The sequence below is a fragment of the Streptomyces sp. NBC_01166 genome, from assembly GCF_045039765.1.
Classification (GTDB): domain Bacteria; phylum Actinomycetota; class Actinomycetes; order Streptomycetales; family Streptomycetaceae; genus Streptomyces.
This window is the reverse complement of sequence record NZ_CP108613.1, coordinates 7,248,721-7,264,188: the sequence shown is the minus strand read 5'-3', so window position 1 is coordinate 7,264,188 and position 15,468 is coordinate 7,248,721. Positions and strand designations below refer to the sequence as shown.

The window sequence follows — 15,468 nt, the reverse complement described above, 5'->3', positions numbered from 1 at the left end:
CCGTCAGTTCTCCAGCACCGCGCGCAGGTCCCACAGGGCGCGCCAGGTGGCCGACCCCTGCTCCGCGCGCCTGCGCACCGGTCCGTCCCAGTACCCCAGCAGCCGTGCCGCGTCTGCGGGGTCGTCCTTTCGGACGACCCCGAGCAGATGACCGGGCAGGAGGGAGAGCACGTCCCGGTCGCCAGGGAAGTAGGCGGCGGCCAGGCCCAGGGCGCCCGCGACGGAGACCGCCTCCGCCGTGCTCATCACCGTGGAGGGGCGCTCCACCTCCCAGCCTTCCACGGAGCGACCCTCGCGCAGGTCCCGGAAGGCCGTGACCAGGGCTTCGAGGACCGCGTCGTCCACCTGGTAGGCGGCGCCCACACGTTCGACGGCTGCCCGCGACTGGCGCCGGACCAGGGCGGTCTCGGCATCCACGTCCCCGATGGGGCCCACGGTCTCGAAGTTGAAGCGCCGCTTCAGCGCGGCGGACATCTCCGAGACGCCCTTGTCCCGCAGGTTGGCGGTGGCGATGAGGGTGAACCCGGGTGCCGCGTGCATCTGGGAGCCCCCGGCGCCCGCGAGTTCGGGGACCGCGATCCGCCGCTCGGAGAGCAGTGACACGAGGGCGTCCTGGACCTCCGGCAGGCAGCGGGTGACCTCCTCGACGCGGGCGACGGCGCCCCGGGTCATGGCGGTGAGTACCGGGGAGGGCACCAGGGCCTGCTCGGTGGGACCCTGGGCGAGCAGCAGTGCGTAGTTCCAGCCGTACTTGAGCTGGTCCTCGGTGGTGCCCGCGGTGCCCTGCACGGTGAGCGCGCTGGTCCCGCAGACGGCCGCCGACAGCAGCTCGGAGAGCATGGACTTGGCGGTGCCGGGTTCGCCCACGAGGAGGAGTCCGCGCTCTCCGGCAAGGGTGACCACGCACCGTTCGACCAGGGCGCGCTCGCCGACGAACTTCTGCTCGATCGTCAGGCGGTGCGGCACCCCCTCTCCGGGCAGGGCGCCCTTCGGCAGGCTCAGTGCCGCGCCCGCGCTGCCCATCACGAAGGTGACGACGGCGCGCGGAGTGAGCAGCCAGCCGGGTGGGCGGGGCCCGGAGTCGTGGGCGGCGAGGAAGGCCAGCTCGGTGGCGTACCGGTCCTCGGGCGGCGTGATCTGGCGGTGCTCCCGGCCGGGTGCCGCCGCCTGGTCCGGGACGCCGCCCGTGGTGGTGCTGTCCAGGGTGGTGGTGTCGTTCGTCATCGGCGGCGGCCCTTCCGGGTAGAGCGGGTGTCCAGTTCCTCGAAGGCGGGGGCGTCGCCGCCTCGGGCCCGTGCCCAGGCGGCTGCGAACAGCGCGGGCACGGGGAGGTGGGGCAGGATCCGGGTGGGCCGGGCCACGGGGTACAGGCGTTCCTTCCAGGTCTCCAGCGGCAGCCCGGGGGCGCCGCGTTCGAGCCAGCCGCAGGGAAGGAACAGGGTACGGCCGGCGCGGGAGCGCTTCGCCTCCACCACGAGGTCGGTGGCGGCGAGCTCAGCCCTGGCCTTCTTGACCCGTGCCGGCTTCCATCCGGTCCAGCGGACGCAGTTTCGGTCCGTCGGGTCGGGCAGGGCGAGCAGCATCAGGTAGAGGGCGGCGGTGTCCGCACTCACGCCGAGGACGTCGACGGCCTCGGCCACCAGGTCCGGCACGGCACGCGTCGGGTCCTGGGCCGGGAACTGCGGAGAGCCGTCGGGGGCGCCCGCCGAGGCCAACGCGTCGGTCTCCTCGCCCAGCAGTGCGCGCAGGGCGAGCAGATCGCCGGTGCTGTGAGGGCCGACGGTGCCCTCGACGAGGCCGAACGCCGGGTCGTCGGGGCCTGTCAGGCCGGCCGGGCGGATCAGCAGCTTCTCGTTGCTGCCGTGGCCGGGGGCGAGGAGCAGCGCCGTGCCGGCCCGGACCAGACCGTCGGCGCCGGCGCCGCCGGACTCGGGGAGCCCGTGGGCGGCGCGGACCACGGGGCCGATCGAGTCCCCCGAGTCGGTCCAGTCCAGCCCGAGGTCCAGCAGCAGGTCCTGGTCGGCGAGGCGGTCACGCAGGGCCGCGAGCCCGGCGGGCAGGTGCGCCCGCAGGGGGTGTCCGTACGGCAGCGTGTAGGCGAGGGTGCGCAGGGCGGTCAGGGCCGTGTAGACCGCACCGCGTGCGCTCACCCGGCGCAGGCCGGGGCGGCCGGTGCCGTCCTGGATGTCGGTGCCGTGGGCGAGCCAGGACCGCTGGCCCGCGTTGAGGATCAGGTCCACGGCGCCCGGGGTGGTGCCCGAGAGGTCGAGGTCCAGTTCCTCGGGGACACGGATGAGGGAGGCCAGGCGCTTCTGCCAGACCTCGGCGGCGGCCTGGACGTCGGGGCCCGTGGACCACAGCTCGGCCGGGTCCGCGGGCAGCAGTGCTCGGACGACGGCGTGCCGGTCGTCACGGGGCAGGGCGGCCAGCCTGGCCTGGGTCGTCTCGAAGGCACGTGTCTTCGCCCCGAGCAGGGCGAGCGCCTCGGCGCCGGGCTCCTCGACGGCTGCCGACAGCAGGGCGGCGGACTGGAGGGGACCGATTCCGGTGGCCGCGTGGAACGCCTCGGCGGCCTCAGGACGCCAGGGTGCCGGGCCCTGTTCCCGCACCAGGGCCGTGAGCCGGGTGAGCCGGTCGCGGGCGATGCCCTGCCGGTGAACGTGCTCGTGGCCCAGGGTGAAGCCGGGGACGGGACCGAAGGCGCCCGTCGGATCGTGGTCCAGGGCAAGCCAGCGTGCCGCGTCGTTCCGGGAGTTCCGGCCGCGGTTGGCGACGACGACGACGGTGCGGGCGCCCTTGCGCAGCACCTGGCCGAGCCGGTGCACGGCCTCGGGACGTCCCGGTCCGGCTGTCCCTCCGACGAACGGCTCGACGAGCTCCACCTGCCGGACGGTGCCCGCCGGGTCGGCCAGCGGGCCGGCGGCGAGGGTTTCCAGCAGCACGAGGAGACCGGTGCGGTGCTCGGGCGACGTGGTCGCCGAGGCGGCCCGGTAGGCCAGTTCGGGCAGCTTGTCGAGAAGGGAGGTCCAGGCCGAGGCGTCGCCGGGCACGGTGCACTCGTCCCGCTCCCAGCCCTCCGCAGAGGTGAACGGGACCTTGGACGGTATGGGCGGGCCGAACGCGGCTTCGCCGCCGAGGACATGGTTGACGGCGAGGATCTGCCGGATCACGGTCCACCGGAGCCCGCCTCCCCACCAGCTGCCGTGCATCCGCTCGGAGCCCCAGGCGGAGGCGTTCCGCAGCGTCATGTCGTCGCCGTGCTCGGGCTCGTGGTCGAAGAACATGCCCTGGGTGCGTGCGGTGTTCCGGGGGGTGGCCGGCTGCGCGGGCTGGGGCGGATCCACATACCGGAGGACGGCGACAGCCCGGTCCACGGCGTTCCGGACGATCGCGGTGACGCCGGCGAGGAGCCGTGCGTCGGACACCTCGGGCAGCGCCCGGGCGACGGCCTCCTGGCTCAGTTCCCGCACCGAGGGCCCGGTGTACTCCTCTACGGCCCGGAACGCCTCCGTGTGCTGGGCGACCGCGTCGACGACCTCCTTGAACAGCTCGTCCGCGCGGGAGTCCGTCATGTCGCGCAGGGCCGCGGAGCCCCGCTCGTCCCTCGGGCGCAAGGCGTGCCAGTAGGCGACCGGAGGCAGGTAGGGGGTGCCCGCCGCGTTGTTCCCGCCGGAGGAGCCGGGGGTGACGGACCACAGGCTGCCACCGATGCCGTCCGTGTCCGCCGGGTGCGCCTCGACGGAGCGGTGGCGCAGGGCCATGACCGGCCGTGACCCGCCGGGCAGGGTGAGGGCGCCGAGCGGCACCGGGGAGCCGCCGTCGGCCAGCGGGTGCGGCAGGGTGACCGTGTGGCCGTCGGGGGTGCCGGCGACGGTCCGGTGCCCGTCGGCGGGGGCCGCCGTGCCGGGCTCGGTCACGCTGCGGCGGACCCAACGGCCCAGGACCGTGCCGTCCGTGCCGAACGGGGTGCTCTCCAGACCGGGCTGGAGGGGCAGCACCTGGCAGTGCTCGGTCAGCAGCCGGCTGCCGTCCCGCACCCCGGATCGGAGGAAGGCGGGAAGGGACGCGCGGCCGTGCGTGCCAACGGCCGGGTCGTACTCCAGCCACACCCGCTGCGTGCCCTGGTGGCCTTCCCGCCAGTGGCCCGTGCCGTCGGAGATGACGGCACGCTGGGGCGGGAGGGAGGTGTCGCCCGCGTGCAGGGCCTTGCCGCCGGTGGCGCGACCGCCGCCGGGCAGCGGCAGGCAGACCTCGTCCGAGGGAGTGGAGCCGCCCCAGCGGGGGATCTGCTCGCCGCCGACGGTGAACACCTCGGCGGGGCGGTGCGACCAGTAGCCGCGCTGCTTGCCGTCCTCCCACCAGATGACCAGCAACTCGCCGTCGACGTGACGGAAGGCGAGCGTCCGCCAGTGGTCGACGGTGGCGGGCAGCCGCAGGGTGTGCCGCAGCAGAACGCCGTCCGGGCCGACGACGACGGCCCGTTCGAGCGTGTTCAGGATCAGCGCGGGCCAGGCGCCGGTGACGCCGACGCCCTCCGAGTGCCGGTTCCGCGGACCCGCGGCGGCGGCCTCCGCGGCCTCTGCGGCCAGTTCGGCGTAGGCCTCGTCCAGTGCGGACCAGCCCAGTTCGTCGAGGACGCCGGTGCGCAGCGTGGAGGCGAGCAGCGGCACGACGTCATGGCCCTCGAGGAGCCGCACGGCCTCCGGAGCGACGTCCGCGACCACGGATCGGAACCCCGAGAGCTTGTGGAGGGCCGTTTGCAGCCCGGGGAGCCCTCGGGCGGCCGTGTACTCCTCCGCGCAGGCGGTCAGCCACTCCCGCAGGATTCCGGAGAGCACCGGGTGCTCCGCCAGCCTGGCCATGCCGACGTCGCCCAGCCCCTGGCCGGGCCGGCCGCCGAGGCCGCCGATGTTCCGGCTCAGAAGGGCACGGAAGGCCGGCCGTTCGGCGACGGCGGTGAGATCCCGCGCACCGGGCGCGGTGTCGGTGAGCCACGGGCCGCACGAGAGCTGGAGGGAGCGTGCGCCGGACTCCTCCTGGTCGTCCGGTTCGGCGACGGGGACGCCGGTGGCCAGGCAGAGGTCGAGAAGGTCCAGATCGGCGGTGCGGTGCCAGCGGCCCTGGAACAGCTCGACGGGGCGCCCGTCGGCACGCAGCCGGTCCGACATCCGGGCGGCCAGGTCGAGCGTCTGCGGGCTGCGGCCCGAGGTGGCGCGGTTGCGCCGGCGGTGTGCCTCCCAGCGGGCGAGCCAGTCCGCCGGGGAGACAGAGGCGTCGGAGGAAGCGGCAGAGAGGGAGGGGTCCGGGAGGCTGGTCAGCAGGTCCTCGGCGCCGGATTCGGCAAGCAGCACGAGCCAGCCGCGTTCGCCGTCCGCGTCGCGGCCGCTCTCGCTGAAGGTCTCCGGGAAGAAGCCGAGGAGCCTCGCCCGCACGGCCGCGTCCCGCCGGGCGAGGGTGACGATCGCGGAACGGTAGGCAGCCCAGAACGAGGCGGGGGCCCGGACGATCCCCGGGGAGCCGATCAGATCGGCCACCAGGTCGCGTTCGGCGGCCTCGCGGTCCAGCCCGGCGGCCTTGACCAGCGCGCGCACGTCCTGCGGCAGCGCCGCGTACGGCGGCATACCGGCCGCGCAGCGCTCGACCAGCAGACGGCGGAACTGCGCCCAGGCGTCCGCCGGTGCGAGCCGGGCCACCAGGTCCCGCACGTACTGCCGCAGCGCCTTCACCGTCAGCGCGCCGGCGAAGGCGAACTCCAGGAAGACAGCCCGCTGCCGGTCCTCGTCCACGACCAGCCCGTGCACCCGCTCGGCCTCGCGGGCCTTGCCGAAGAAGGATGCGGCATAGGTGGTGTTCTCCGCCTGGAGGAAGAGGCGTGCCACCTGCTCGTAATAGGTGGGGAGGAAGTGGGGCACGGCCCGGCCGAGGCGGGCGCCGAGCGCGTCGAAGCCGTCCTTGGCCGCCCCCGCGCGGGTCCTGGCCTGCCGGCCCAGCCGCTCGATGTCCTTGACCAGGGCCAGGGCGTGGTGCCCGTTGGCCGGGTCGTTGACCAGGGCCCAGGCCGGGAAGCCCAGCGTCTCGCGGCGCACCTGGCCCACGACGGGGGCCTCGGTGTTCCGGACCAGGCCGAGGAACTCCAGGGCCAGGTCCTCGGCTTCGCCGAGAGTGCCGGGTACGAGCCGGACCACGGGGCGGTCGCCGAGGGCGTCGTGGGTGTAGGTGCGGGCCGTCAGCGTGTCGGCGTCGTCCGCTTCGGTGGTGCCCGCCGTGAGAATCGCGCCGGCGTCCAGCAGGGCCGCCGCGCGGGCCTCGCCGGCGGGGGTGGAGGTGCCCTCGCCCCGGGCCTGGGCGGGAAGGGGCGCCGTGCCCGCTGCCGCCGTGGTCGTCTCGATGTTCGTCGTCGTGGTGCTCATGCCGCCCGCTCCTCGTCCTCCACGTCGCGGCCGGCGTAGAGCGCCGCCGCCATGCGCATGCCCTCGGACCATGCGACGGGGCCGACCTCGGCTGCCGTCAGCGCGCGCCCCGCGGGGTCGGTCCAGCCCAGGGGGCCCGTCTCGGTGTCGTACTCGCCGTATCCGTCGTGCTCGCCGATCCAGATGCGCGCCTCGGCCGTGGCACCGTCCTCGACGACCGGGCAGACCGCGTATCCGCCGCGCGACCGGTACCCGAGCTGGGTGACGCGGCCGTGCAGGAAGCGCAGTTCCTTGAACACGCCGCCGGCGTAGGTGTCCACGGAGGTGGTGTCCGGGGCGAGGCCCTGGGGACGGCGCCACACCTCGCGGAACAACTGCTCCACGTTCTGGCGCACCCCCAGTTCGACCGCGAACTCCCGCAGGTCGTCGAGGTCGTCGAGGAGGACGGGGTGGGGAACGCTGACGACGTCCGGGGTGATGCGGACCGTGTCGCCGTCCAGGTCGACGAGGCCGAGACCGCGGTCGGGGTCGACATCGCGCAGGAACCCGGCGACCCCGCCGTCCTGGCCGGTGACCACCACGTCCCGCAGGGCCGCCTGCCACGCCGGGTCGGGCCAGACCCGGGCGAGGACGGCCGTGGGGACGGGCAACGAACGCACCATCCACTGCTCGACGTCGGTCAGGCAGCGGCGTTCGTGCCGCTCCAGCCACTCGGTCAACTGCCGGAGTCCGACGACCGCCGGGTCGTCCCTCAATCTGGCAGGGACGGACTTCAGCCGCCGGCCCTTCCCGTTGCGGCAGACCACCTTGCCCGCCTCCAGGGCGACTTCGTAATCGCCCGCCGGAACCCACCCCATGCGCTGTTCTCCCCCTTGTACGGACGGCCGCCGAACCGGCGGCACGCTGATGAGACCCGTCGACGGCAACGCACCGTGACGAGTGGGAGAGACTCTAGGCGGCCCCAGTGACAATCAGTTCGGGCACCTCCGTTTCGCCGTACGGGCCCGCACCACGAGGTCATCGAAAAGTTCGCCGGACGGATCTCCGACTCGGGCCACCAGGACGACCGGGTACAGTGCGCGCCGGCAGCCTGGTTCATCGAGGAGGGGAAGCGTGACCGACACCGACGAAGCCCGATCCGCGGACGGTGCGGATCCTGCGACTCAGCAGAGCCGGCTGAGCCGCCTGACGCGCTTCATCCCTTTGGTCGCCCCGATCCTGCTGTGGGCTGTGCCCTGCTGGGTGCTGCTGCACGCCGGCCAGCACTGGCCGCTCCCCGTGGCGCTGGGCGGCACCGCCCTGTGCCTCCTCGGTCTGGTCATCATGCCGCTCGCGATGGTGCGCGGCCACGGCCGGCGCCAGCAGGACCGGGCGGCGATCGTCGGAGACACCCTCCTGGGGGCCGGCTGGATACTGTTCACCTGGTCCGTCCTGCTCGGCGTCCTGCTGCGCCTCGCCCTGACCGTGACCGGCGTGGGTGACGGGCAGAACCGGGCCCGGATCGTCACTTGGGCGGTCCTCGCCGTGGCCGCCGTGCTGCTCGCCTGGGGGTACGCGGAGGCCCGCCGGGTGCCACGGGTGCGCCGGCTCGACGTACAACTCCCGCGCCTGGGTGCCGGCCTGGACGGCACCCGCGTGGTCCTCATCACCGACACCCATTACGGCCCGCTCGACCGCGCCCGCTGGTCGGAGCGGGTCTGCGCCAAGGTCAACACGCTGGAGGCCGACCTGGTCTGCCACACCGGCGACATCGCGGACGGCACGGCTCGGCGCCGCCGCGCCCAGGCCGCTCCGCTCGGCACCGTGCGAGCCACCCGGGCCCGGGTGTACGTCACCGGGAACCACGAGTACTACAGCGAGGCCCAGGGCTGGGTCGACCTGATGGACGAGCTGGGCTGGGAGCCGCTGCGCAACCGTCACCTGCTGCTCGAACGCGGCGGCGACACCCTTGTGGTCGCCGGCGTGGATGACGTCACCGCCGAGTCCTCCGGCCTGGCCGGCCACCGCGCCCACCTCGCCGGAGCCCTGAACGGTGCCGACCCGGACCTGCCCGTCCTGCTCCTGGCCCACCAGCCCAAGTTCGTCGACCGGGCCGCGGCAGGCGGCGTGGACCTCCAGCTCTCGGGTCACACCCACGGCGGCCAGATCTGGCCCTTCCACCACCTGGTCCGCATCGACCAGCCCGCCCTTGCCGGCCTCAGCCGCCACGGCGCCCGCACCCTCCTCTACACCAGCCGCGGCACCGGGTTCTGGGGCCCGCCGTTCCGCGTCTTCGCCCCCAGCGAGATCACCCTGCTCGTGCTCCGCTCACCGCACCTGCCCACCTCGCCGTAGCACCGGGCGGGACCACGCATCCGCCGGGAGCCGTCCTTCACCGCTCGGCGTCGGCGACCCACTCCGTGAAGCGTTCCAGCAGGCGCCTGCCTGTCGGGTTCCGCTCGGACAGGACCGTGACCTGGAAGACGTGCGGCATCGCCTCGTACACCTCGACGGAGACCCGGGTTCCGGCGTCGGAGGCCGCCCGTGCGAAACGCAGGGTGTCGTCCAGGAGCGCCTCCGCGGCCCCGACCGTGAACAGCAGCGGCGGGAGGCCGTGCAGGTCGCCGTGGATCGGTGACTGCGGTGCTTGGTCCGGCCGGGCGCCGCCCAGGTACTGGCCGATGAGTCGGGTGAGCAGCGCGCGGTCGACCCCTGAGTCGTGAGGGGCGTTGGCGTCGATGGACGGGCTGGAGAGGGTGAGGTCGGTGATCGCGGAGTTGGCGATGACGGCTGCCGGGAGGGCGGTGCCGGACTCCTTGAGGGCGAGCAGGGCGGAAAGCGCCAGCGTGGCACCGGAGGACTCGGAGAAGATGACGATCTTCGCGGCGGGCACCCCCTGGTCGAGCAGGCTCCGGTAGACGGCGACGACGTCGTCCAGCGGAGCCGGGTAGGGGTGGGCCGGGGCCAGGCGGTAGTGCACGACGAGGACAGGGCGGGCGGTCGCCCGGGAGATCCGATGGGCCGTCAGGTTCATCAGCTCCGGCATACGGTGCTCGAAACCGCCCCCGTGGACGTAGAGCACCACGCCCTCCTCGACGGACGCCCCGCCCGCCGTCACCCAGACCGCGGTCACACCTCCGCTCCCGGGCAGCACCGGGTCCAGTCCGGCGTCAGCCGGCAGCGCGAAGGACCGGATCCCGAGACCGGCCAGCTCCGTCATGACCGCCTCGGCGGCTGTGGTGGGGTCGGGCTCGGCGGGGATGCGTGTGATGTCCATGATCAGAGAGCTATCAACTGGTCATGGGGCGCGGCAACACAATTTGATGTCGCGCCGAGCCGGTACAGCGACTCCACCGGCTGCAGGGCGCCCGTCCGCCGATCTCACGTACCGAGCGACGCGCGCAGCCGGGCGACGTTGGCCTGGACGTCGCCGCCCCGGTAGAGGTCGCTGCCCACACTGGCGGTGAAGGCGCCGGCTGCCAGCCAGTCGGCCGCGGTGTCCACCGTCACCCCGCCGGTGGCCATGATGCGGGCGCCGGGGAGCACGGCCAGGAGCGACTTGAGGTAGGTGAGTCCGCCGACGTGCGCGGGGAAGAGCTTGGCCACACCCCGGTCCGCAGCCGTACGCAGTTCGGTGGGGGTCAGGCCGCCCTCCACGAACAGCCGGTCCGCCGCGTCGGCGACGGGCCGCACCTCGGGGACCTGGAAGGGGCTGACGAGGAAGCGGGCTCCAGCGGTCAGTGCCTGTTCGGCGATGTGCGTCGAAGTGACGGTGCCGAGGCCGACCATGGCTTCGGGATGGTCGGCGCTCCATCCGGCCACCAGTGTCTCCCAGCCTGGTGTGGTGGCGGTGAACTCGAAGGTGGTGATTCCGGCGGCCAGGAGCTCACGGGCGACCGCGTCGGCCGAATCGGCGTCGGCGGCCCGGACGGTCGGCACGATGCGGGCTGTGCGCAGATGCTCGATGACATCGCTTACGGCGGGGGTCAGTTGCGTGGACACACGGGTCCCTCTCAGGCAGGGGGCGGCGCGGCGATGGCCGCGAGGGCGTCGACGACCTCGGAGCCGCCCGCGCCGCGGGCCCGGATCACGATCTCGTCGCCCCAAGGCGAGCGCTCACCGCATCCTCGGCACCCTGATCTCCGAGGGTTACGCGATTCCGGACGGGCGAGGGACGCTACGACATCGGCGTCCGGCTGCAGGCGATGGCCGCGCGGGTGCTGTCGGAGGACACCGTGGGCATCGGCGCTGTGCTGCGGCCGCTGCAGCAGCGCCTGGGACAGACGGTCCACCTGGCGGTCCTCGACGGTGACCACGCGACGTACACCCACAAGGTCGACCCGGGCCGGGCATACCGCATCGCGACCGAGGTCGGGATGCGACTGCCCCTCCACGCGACCGCCGCCGGCCTGGCGCTCCTGTCCTGTCTGCCGGAACAGGAGGCGGCAGCTCTTCTGGACAGCATGGCGCTGACCGCCCTGACGGCGAGGACGGTTACGAGCCGGCGGGCACTCGAGAAGAAGCTGGGGGTGGCACGCGCCGACGGTTACGCGACCGACTACGAGGAGCACGAGCAGGCGATCTGCTCGCTGGCCGTGCCGGTGCTCGACAGCGAGGGGTACCCGGTGGGCGCCGTCTCGGTCTCCGCGCTCACGTTCCTCGTCTCCCCGGAGGAACTGCGGACCTTCGCCGACGACGTGCGGGTGGCCGCGGCCGATGTGGCCAGGCGGCTGTGACCGGAGCGGCGGCCGCGGGCGGCCCCCCGGGCCGGAGGGGCCGAACCACTACGCCGGGACCAGGCGCTCAAGGGCGGAACGGACCGCCGGGTGGGCATCTGCGCGGACGAACGGCGGCACCGGGTGCGACCGTTCCGAGCACGGTACTCACCCCGTGGCGAACCGCGTGAGGACGGCCTCCGGGCGTACTCCCGGCAGAGCCTTGCGGAACGTGCGGTAGTAGCCGAGCTCCTCCTTGCTGCGCAGTTCCGGCGCGTCCTCCCGGGCCGCTGCCGCGGTGAACTCCTCGTCCGTGATGCGTGTGTGCCACAACGGGCTGAGCAGGCTCTCCGCACCGCTGCCCGTGCCGAACTGCTCCTTGCGGCGCCACAGCAGATGATGGGGCAGCCGGCCGGTGAAGGCCCTGCGCAGATGCCCCTTCTCCATGCCGTCCTCCTCGAGCAGCTTCATGTGCGCGGGCAGGGACATGGCGTGGGCCACGACGTCGTGGTCGAGGAAAGGTACGCGGGCCTCCAGGCCGTGGGCCATGGTGACGCGGTCGCAGCGCTGGAGGTTGAGGCCGTGCAGCGCACCCACCGTACGCCGGAGCTCGGCGTCCAGGGCTTCGGGCGCGGCGTGCCGCTCGTGGTAGTAGCCGTAGCCGGCGAACAGCTCGTCCGCGCCCTCCCCGGTCAGCACCACCTTGACGTGCTGCGACGCCAGTTCGGAGAGGAACCAGTTCGGGACCGCACTGCGGATGAGGCTGGCGTCGAAGGACTCCACACACGCGACCACGTCGTCGAGAACCTCCCCCGCCGCCTCGGCGTCCAGCAGCGCTTCGTGGTGCTCGGTGCCCAGGTACACGGCGGTCTCCCGGGCGGCGAGCAGGTCCGGGGAGCCCTGGGTGCCGACGGCGAACGTCATGAGCCTGCGCCCCTGCCGGGCGTACGCCTCGGCGGCGACTGCGGCGACGACACCGGAGTCGAGGCCCCCGGACAGGAAGACTCCGACCTCGACGTCCGCCATCAGGTGCCGGCGTACGGAATCCGCGACGGCCTCGAACGTGGCCTTCTCGGCGACCTCCTGCGGCACGCCGTTCCAGTCCGCCGCTCCGCCGGGCTCGGGGACCGGCTCCGCGAAACGCCGCAGGCCCTCCTCGGGTGACCACCGGTGACCCGGTGGGAAGATCTCAGCCCTCGGCCGCACCTCGGGCGTGAAGGCGCGCAGTTCGGAGGCGAAGTGCACCGTCGTTCCCGTACGCGCCCAGTAGAGGGGCTTGATGCCGATGGCGTCGCGGGCGGCGACGAAGCGGCCGCCCGGCGTGGCAGCGCACAGGGCCCACATGCCGCGGAGCCGGTGCAGGGCCTCGGGCCCGTCGGTGCGCAGGACGGCCAGGGCCGCCGCCGAGTCGGAGGAGGAGCCGAAGGCGGTTGCGGGCAGCTCGTCCCGCAGCGCCTGGTGGTTGTAGATCTCGCCGTTGCACACGAGCGACCAGTCGTCGTCGCCGCTCGTGCCGCCGAGGGGCTGGTGTCCGCCGTCGAGGTCGACTATCGACAGCCGGCGGTGTCCGAGCCAGGTGTGGCCGCCGACCGTCCGCGTCCCGCGGTCATCCGGACCACGGTGGGCCAGCCGGTCGAGCATCTCCTCCGCGGCCGGGCAGGCGCATTCCGTGTGGATGTCTTCCTGGGGGCTGTATATGGCTGCGATTCCGCACATGCCGTCGACCATAGAGTGGGCCGGTGCGAGGAGAACAACGCCAGTTGCTGCATACGCACGGAGGCGTCAGAGTGGGTCTCATGGTGAGCGAGAACCTGAGCAGCGTGCGCAGAGCACTGGATGTGCTGCGCGTCCTCGGGCAGGGGCCCCTGGGCGTCCAGGAGGTGGCCGAGGCGGTGGGCCGGGAGAAGACGCAGGTGTCCCGAACCCTCAAAGTCCTGGCGGAGGAGGGGTTTCTCGAACGGGATCCGCGCAGTCTGCGCTACAGCGTCGGCCGGCAGCTGCTGGTGCTGGCCGCGTCGGCGGGCGAGGACCGGATGCACCGCGAGGCCCCGGCCGTGCTGCGCGAGCTGGTGCACCAGGTCGGCGAGCCCGCGTACCTCACGGTGCTGTCCGGGCACGGCGTGGTGACGGTGCTGACGGAGCGCACCTCGCGCGGCCTCCAGGCGCACGAGTGGGTCGGCCGCACCACCCCGCTGAACTGCACCGCGAGCGGCCGGGCCCTGCTGTTCGGGCTGCCCGACGAGCAGGCCGAGGCACTGCTGGCCACCCCGGACGGGGCGCGGCTCCCGGGGACGGACGCCGCGCCCCGTGACGTCCCGGCCGTGCTGGAACGCCTGCGCGCGGAGCGGGCGCGTGGTCATGCGGTGGCCGTCGAGGAGATGGAGCCGGGGCTGATCGCGGTCGCCGCTCCCGTGCGCGACCACCGAGGCGATGTCGTCGCCGCGCTCAACGTCTCCGCGCCCGTGTTCCGGCTGCCGCCGGACGCGCTGCCGAAGGTGGTGGACTCGGTGGTCACCGCCGCCCACCGGTTGTCGGCCCGCCTCGACGGAACCGCGGCCTGACGCCCCGCAACCGCCACTGCTCCGCCGACGCGTCACGCTGTGAAGGTCTGACCACGAATGTTCGGGTTCCTTGATCAGCTCTTGCGGGCGTCACTTACCTCGGAGTAACTAACGTTTCATGAACCTCTTCAGCCGCAGCTCCCTGCTCCGCCGTCCGGAGTCCCGTACGGAGGAGCCCTCCCCCGCCCCGGCGGCCGCAGGTACTTCGGTTCTGCCCGACCGACGTCTGGCGGCTCTCTCCGGCGAGTGGATGATCGACCCGGCCCACAGCAGGATCGGCTTCTCCGTGCGGCACGCCATGGTGACCACGGTGCGCGGCGCGTTCCTGGAGTACGAGAGCCGCCTCTACTTCGACGGGCGCGACCCGGCACGTTCCCGGGCGGAGATCTCACTGGCAACCGCGAGTGTCGACACCGGTGTCGAGCAGCGCGACGCGCACCTCGTCGGCCGCGACTTCCTGAACGCGGCGAAGTACCCGCGCATCAGCTTCGTGAGCACCGCCGTGCAGCTCATCGGCAAGGACGTCTACCGCATGACCGGCGACCTCACCATCCGGGGCATCACCAACCCCGTGGTCCTGGACCTCACGTACATCGGCTACGTCACCGACCCGTTCGGTTACGAGCGCGTCGGGTTCGACGGGACCACCACCATCAACCGTTCCGACTGGGGTCTGACCTACAACGCCCGCCTGGCCGAGGGCGGTGCCATGGTCAGCGAGAGGCTCCGCCTGCAGTTCGACATCGCCGCCATCCGCACCCCTTCCGCCGACTGAACCCCTTCAGGCCGCCGGCCTGCCCCCTCAGGTGACCGGGCCGCCGGCCGCACCCCTGAACGTGCGGCGGTAGGTGCGCGGCGACACCCCCAGCGCCGCGTGGAAGTGCTGCCTCAGGGCGGTGCCGGTCCCGAAGCCTGCGTCGGCGGCGATCCGGTCCACCGGCAGGTCGGTCCGCTCCAGCAACTGCCGTGCTCTGTCGACGCGTTGCTGGGTGAGCCACTGCATGGGCGTCAGCCCGGCCTCCTGCCGGAAGCGCCGGTTGAACGTACGCACACTCATGGACGCCCGCCCGGCCAACTCGTCGAGCTTCAGGGGCCGTTCCAGGTTGCGCAGCGCGTACTCCCGGGCCGGACCCGTCGAGCACTGCTCGGGCGGGGTGACCGGGCGGTCGATGTACTGGGCCTGACCGCCCTCCCGGTGCGGTGGTACGACGGTCCCCCGGGCGACCCGGTTGGCGACCTCCGCACCGTGGTCGGTCCGGATCATGTGGAGACAGAGGTCGATGCCGGAGGCCACACCGGCCGAGGTCAGGACCCCGCGGTCGTCGGTGTACAGCACGTCGGCGTCCACCTCGATCTCCGGGTAGAGCGTCCGGAACTCCTCGCACGACTTCCAGTGCGTCGTGGCCCGTCGTCCTGCCAGCAGCCCCGCCGCCGCCAGGACGAACGAGCCGGTGCAGATAGACGCCACCCGCGCCCCCCGGGGGACACGGGCCAGCGCCCGCTCCACATCGGTGCTGATTCGGCCGCGTTCCTGCGGCTCGTAGTCCTCCTCGGCGGCCGGTACGACGACGGTGTCCGCGTTCTCCAGCGCCTCGGGGCCGACAGCCACGTTGACGGTGAAATCGGTGTCCGTCCGGACGACGCCCGGTCTTGGTGTGCACGTGACGACCTCGTACAGGGGTTCCCCGGAGTCCGAGACCGCCTGCCCGAACAGCCGGTGCACGATCCCGAGTTCCATCGGGAGCAGCCCGGGCCGCACCAGTACGACCACCCGATGCTTCTCCTGGGTCAAGACCGTCATGG

The 15,468-nt window shown here is 73.2% G+C and carries 11 protein-coding genes; 4 read left to right on the top strand and 7 right to left on the bottom strand.

Annotated features, from left to right (window positions below; genetic code table 11):
- Positions 1-3: 3 nt before the first annotated feature.
- From OG379_RS32855 to OG379_RS32845, 3 genes are read right to left on the bottom strand one after another with little or no spacing between them, the layout of a single operon-like run.
- Complete coding sequence (locus tag OG379_RS32855; protein WP_405666754.1) at positions 4-1,224, bottom strand: AAA family ATPase; 1,221 nt, start codon at positions 1,222-1,224, stop codon at positions 4-6.
- Positions 1,221-6,410, bottom strand: coding sequence for a hypothetical protein (locus OG379_RS32850; RefSeq protein WP_405666753.1), 5,190 nt, complete (start codon positions 6,408-6,410; stop codon positions 1,221-1,223). Before OG379_RS32850 ends, OG379_RS32855 begins: the two co-directional genes overlap by 4 nt.
- Positions 6,407-7,267: a DUF4132 domain-containing protein gene (locus OG379_RS32845; protein WP_405666752.1), complete on the bottom strand. Its 861-nt coding sequence runs from the start codon at positions 7,265-7,267 to the stop codon at positions 6,407-6,409. Before OG379_RS32845 ends, OG379_RS32850 begins: the two co-directional genes overlap by 4 nt.
- A 256-nt stretch (positions 7,268-7,523) precedes the next feature.
- On the opposite strand from OG379_RS32845, the gene OG379_RS32840 reads away from it, so the two are divergent.
- Positions 7,524-8,744, top strand: coding sequence for a metallophosphoesterase (locus tag OG379_RS32840; protein WP_405666751.1), 1,221 nt, complete (start codon positions 7,524-7,526; stop codon positions 8,742-8,744).
- A 37-nt stretch (positions 8,745-8,781) separates the two neighbouring features.
- On the opposite strand, the gene OG379_RS32835 is transcribed toward OG379_RS32840, so the two are convergent.
- Positions 8,782-9,666, bottom strand: coding sequence for an alpha/beta hydrolase fold domain-containing protein (locus OG379_RS32835; RefSeq protein ID WP_405666750.1), 885 nt, complete (start codon positions 9,664-9,666; stop codon positions 8,782-8,784).
- Positions 9,667-9,770: 104 nt separating this feature from the next.
- Positions 9,771-10,391, bottom strand: coding sequence for a bifunctional 4-hydroxy-2-oxoglutarate aldolase/2-dehydro-3-deoxy-phosphogluconate aldolase (locus OG379_RS32830; protein ID WP_405666749.1), 621 nt, complete (start codon positions 10,389-10,391; stop codon positions 9,771-9,773).
- Between the two features lie 203 nt (positions 10,392-10,594).
- Between OG379_RS32830 and OG379_RS32825 the strand changes: the two genes are divergently transcribed.
- A complete protein-coding gene (locus OG379_RS32825) occupies positions 10,595-11,125 on the top strand; it encodes an IclR family transcriptional regulator (protein ID WP_405666748.1) in 531 nt (176 codons plus the stop codon).
- A gap of 147 nt (positions 11,126-11,272) precedes the next feature.
- Here the strand turns inward: OG379_RS32825 and asnB are convergent, their stop codons facing one another.
- Positions 11,273-12,820, bottom strand: a complete 1,548-nt coding sequence (asnB, locus tag OG379_RS32820) for an asparagine synthase (glutamine-hydrolyzing) (RefSeq protein ID WP_405666747.1) — start codon at positions 12,818-12,820, stop codon at positions 11,273-11,275.
- Between the two features lie 80 nt (positions 12,821-12,900).
- On the opposite strand from asnB, the gene OG379_RS32815 reads away from it, so the two are divergent.
- Together OG379_RS32815 and OG379_RS32810 are read left to right on the top strand one after the other, a co-directional pair.
- On the top strand, positions 12,901-13,665 hold the full coding sequence (locus tag OG379_RS32815; protein ID WP_393760538.1) for an IclR family transcriptional regulator: 765 nt from the start codon (positions 12,901-12,903) through the stop codon (positions 13,663-13,665).
- A 118-nt stretch (positions 13,666-13,783) separates the two neighbouring features.
- A complete protein-coding gene (locus OG379_RS32810) occupies positions 13,784-14,440 on the top strand; it encodes a YceI family protein (RefSeq protein WP_405666746.1) in 657 nt (218 codons plus the stop codon).
- A gap of 27 nt (positions 14,441-14,467) precedes the next feature.
- Here the strand turns inward: OG379_RS32810 and OG379_RS32805 are convergent, their stop codons facing one another.
- Positions 14,468-15,466, bottom strand: a complete 999-nt coding sequence (locus OG379_RS32805; RefSeq protein ID WP_405666745.1) for a GlxA family transcriptional regulator — start codon at positions 15,464-15,466, stop codon at positions 14,468-14,470.
- Positions 15,467-15,468 lie beyond the last annotated feature (2 nt).

Excerpts from the sequence above, each read along its gene's own strand:
- asnB (WP_405666747.1), bottom strand. The coding sequence starts at position 12,820 with ATGTGCGGAATCGCAGCCATATACAGCCCCCAGGAAGACATCCACACG.
- OG379_RS32805 (WP_405666745.1), bottom strand. The coding sequence starts at position 15,466 with ATGACGGTCTTGACCCAGGAGAAGCATCGGGTGGTCGTACTGGTGCGG.
- OG379_RS32850 (WP_405666753.1), bottom strand. The coding sequence starts at position 6,410 with ATGAGCACCACGACGACGAACATCGAGACGACCACGGCGGCAGCGGGC.
- OG379_RS32810 (WP_405666746.1), top strand. The coding sequence starts at position 13,784 with ATGAACCTCTTCAGCCGCAGCTCCCTGCTCCGCCGTCCGGAGTCCCGT.
- OG379_RS32835 (WP_405666750.1), bottom strand. The coding sequence starts at position 9,666 with ATGGACATCACACGCATCCCCGCCGAGCCCGACCCCACCACAGCCGCC.
- OG379_RS32825 (WP_405666748.1), top strand. The coding sequence starts at position 10,595 with ATGGCCGCGCGGGTGCTGTCGGAGGACACCGTGGGCATCGGCGCTGTG.
- OG379_RS32815 (WP_393760538.1), top strand. The coding sequence starts at position 12,901 with ATGGTGAGCGAGAACCTGAGCAGCGTGCGCAGAGCACTGGATGTGCTG.
- OG379_RS32845 (WP_405666752.1), bottom strand. The coding sequence starts at position 7,267 with ATGGGGTGGGTTCCGGCGGGCGATTACGAAGTCGCCCTGGAGGCGGGC.
- OG379_RS32855 (WP_405666754.1), bottom strand. The coding sequence starts at position 1,224 with ATGACGAACGACACCACCACCCTGGACAGCACCACCACGGGCGGCGTC.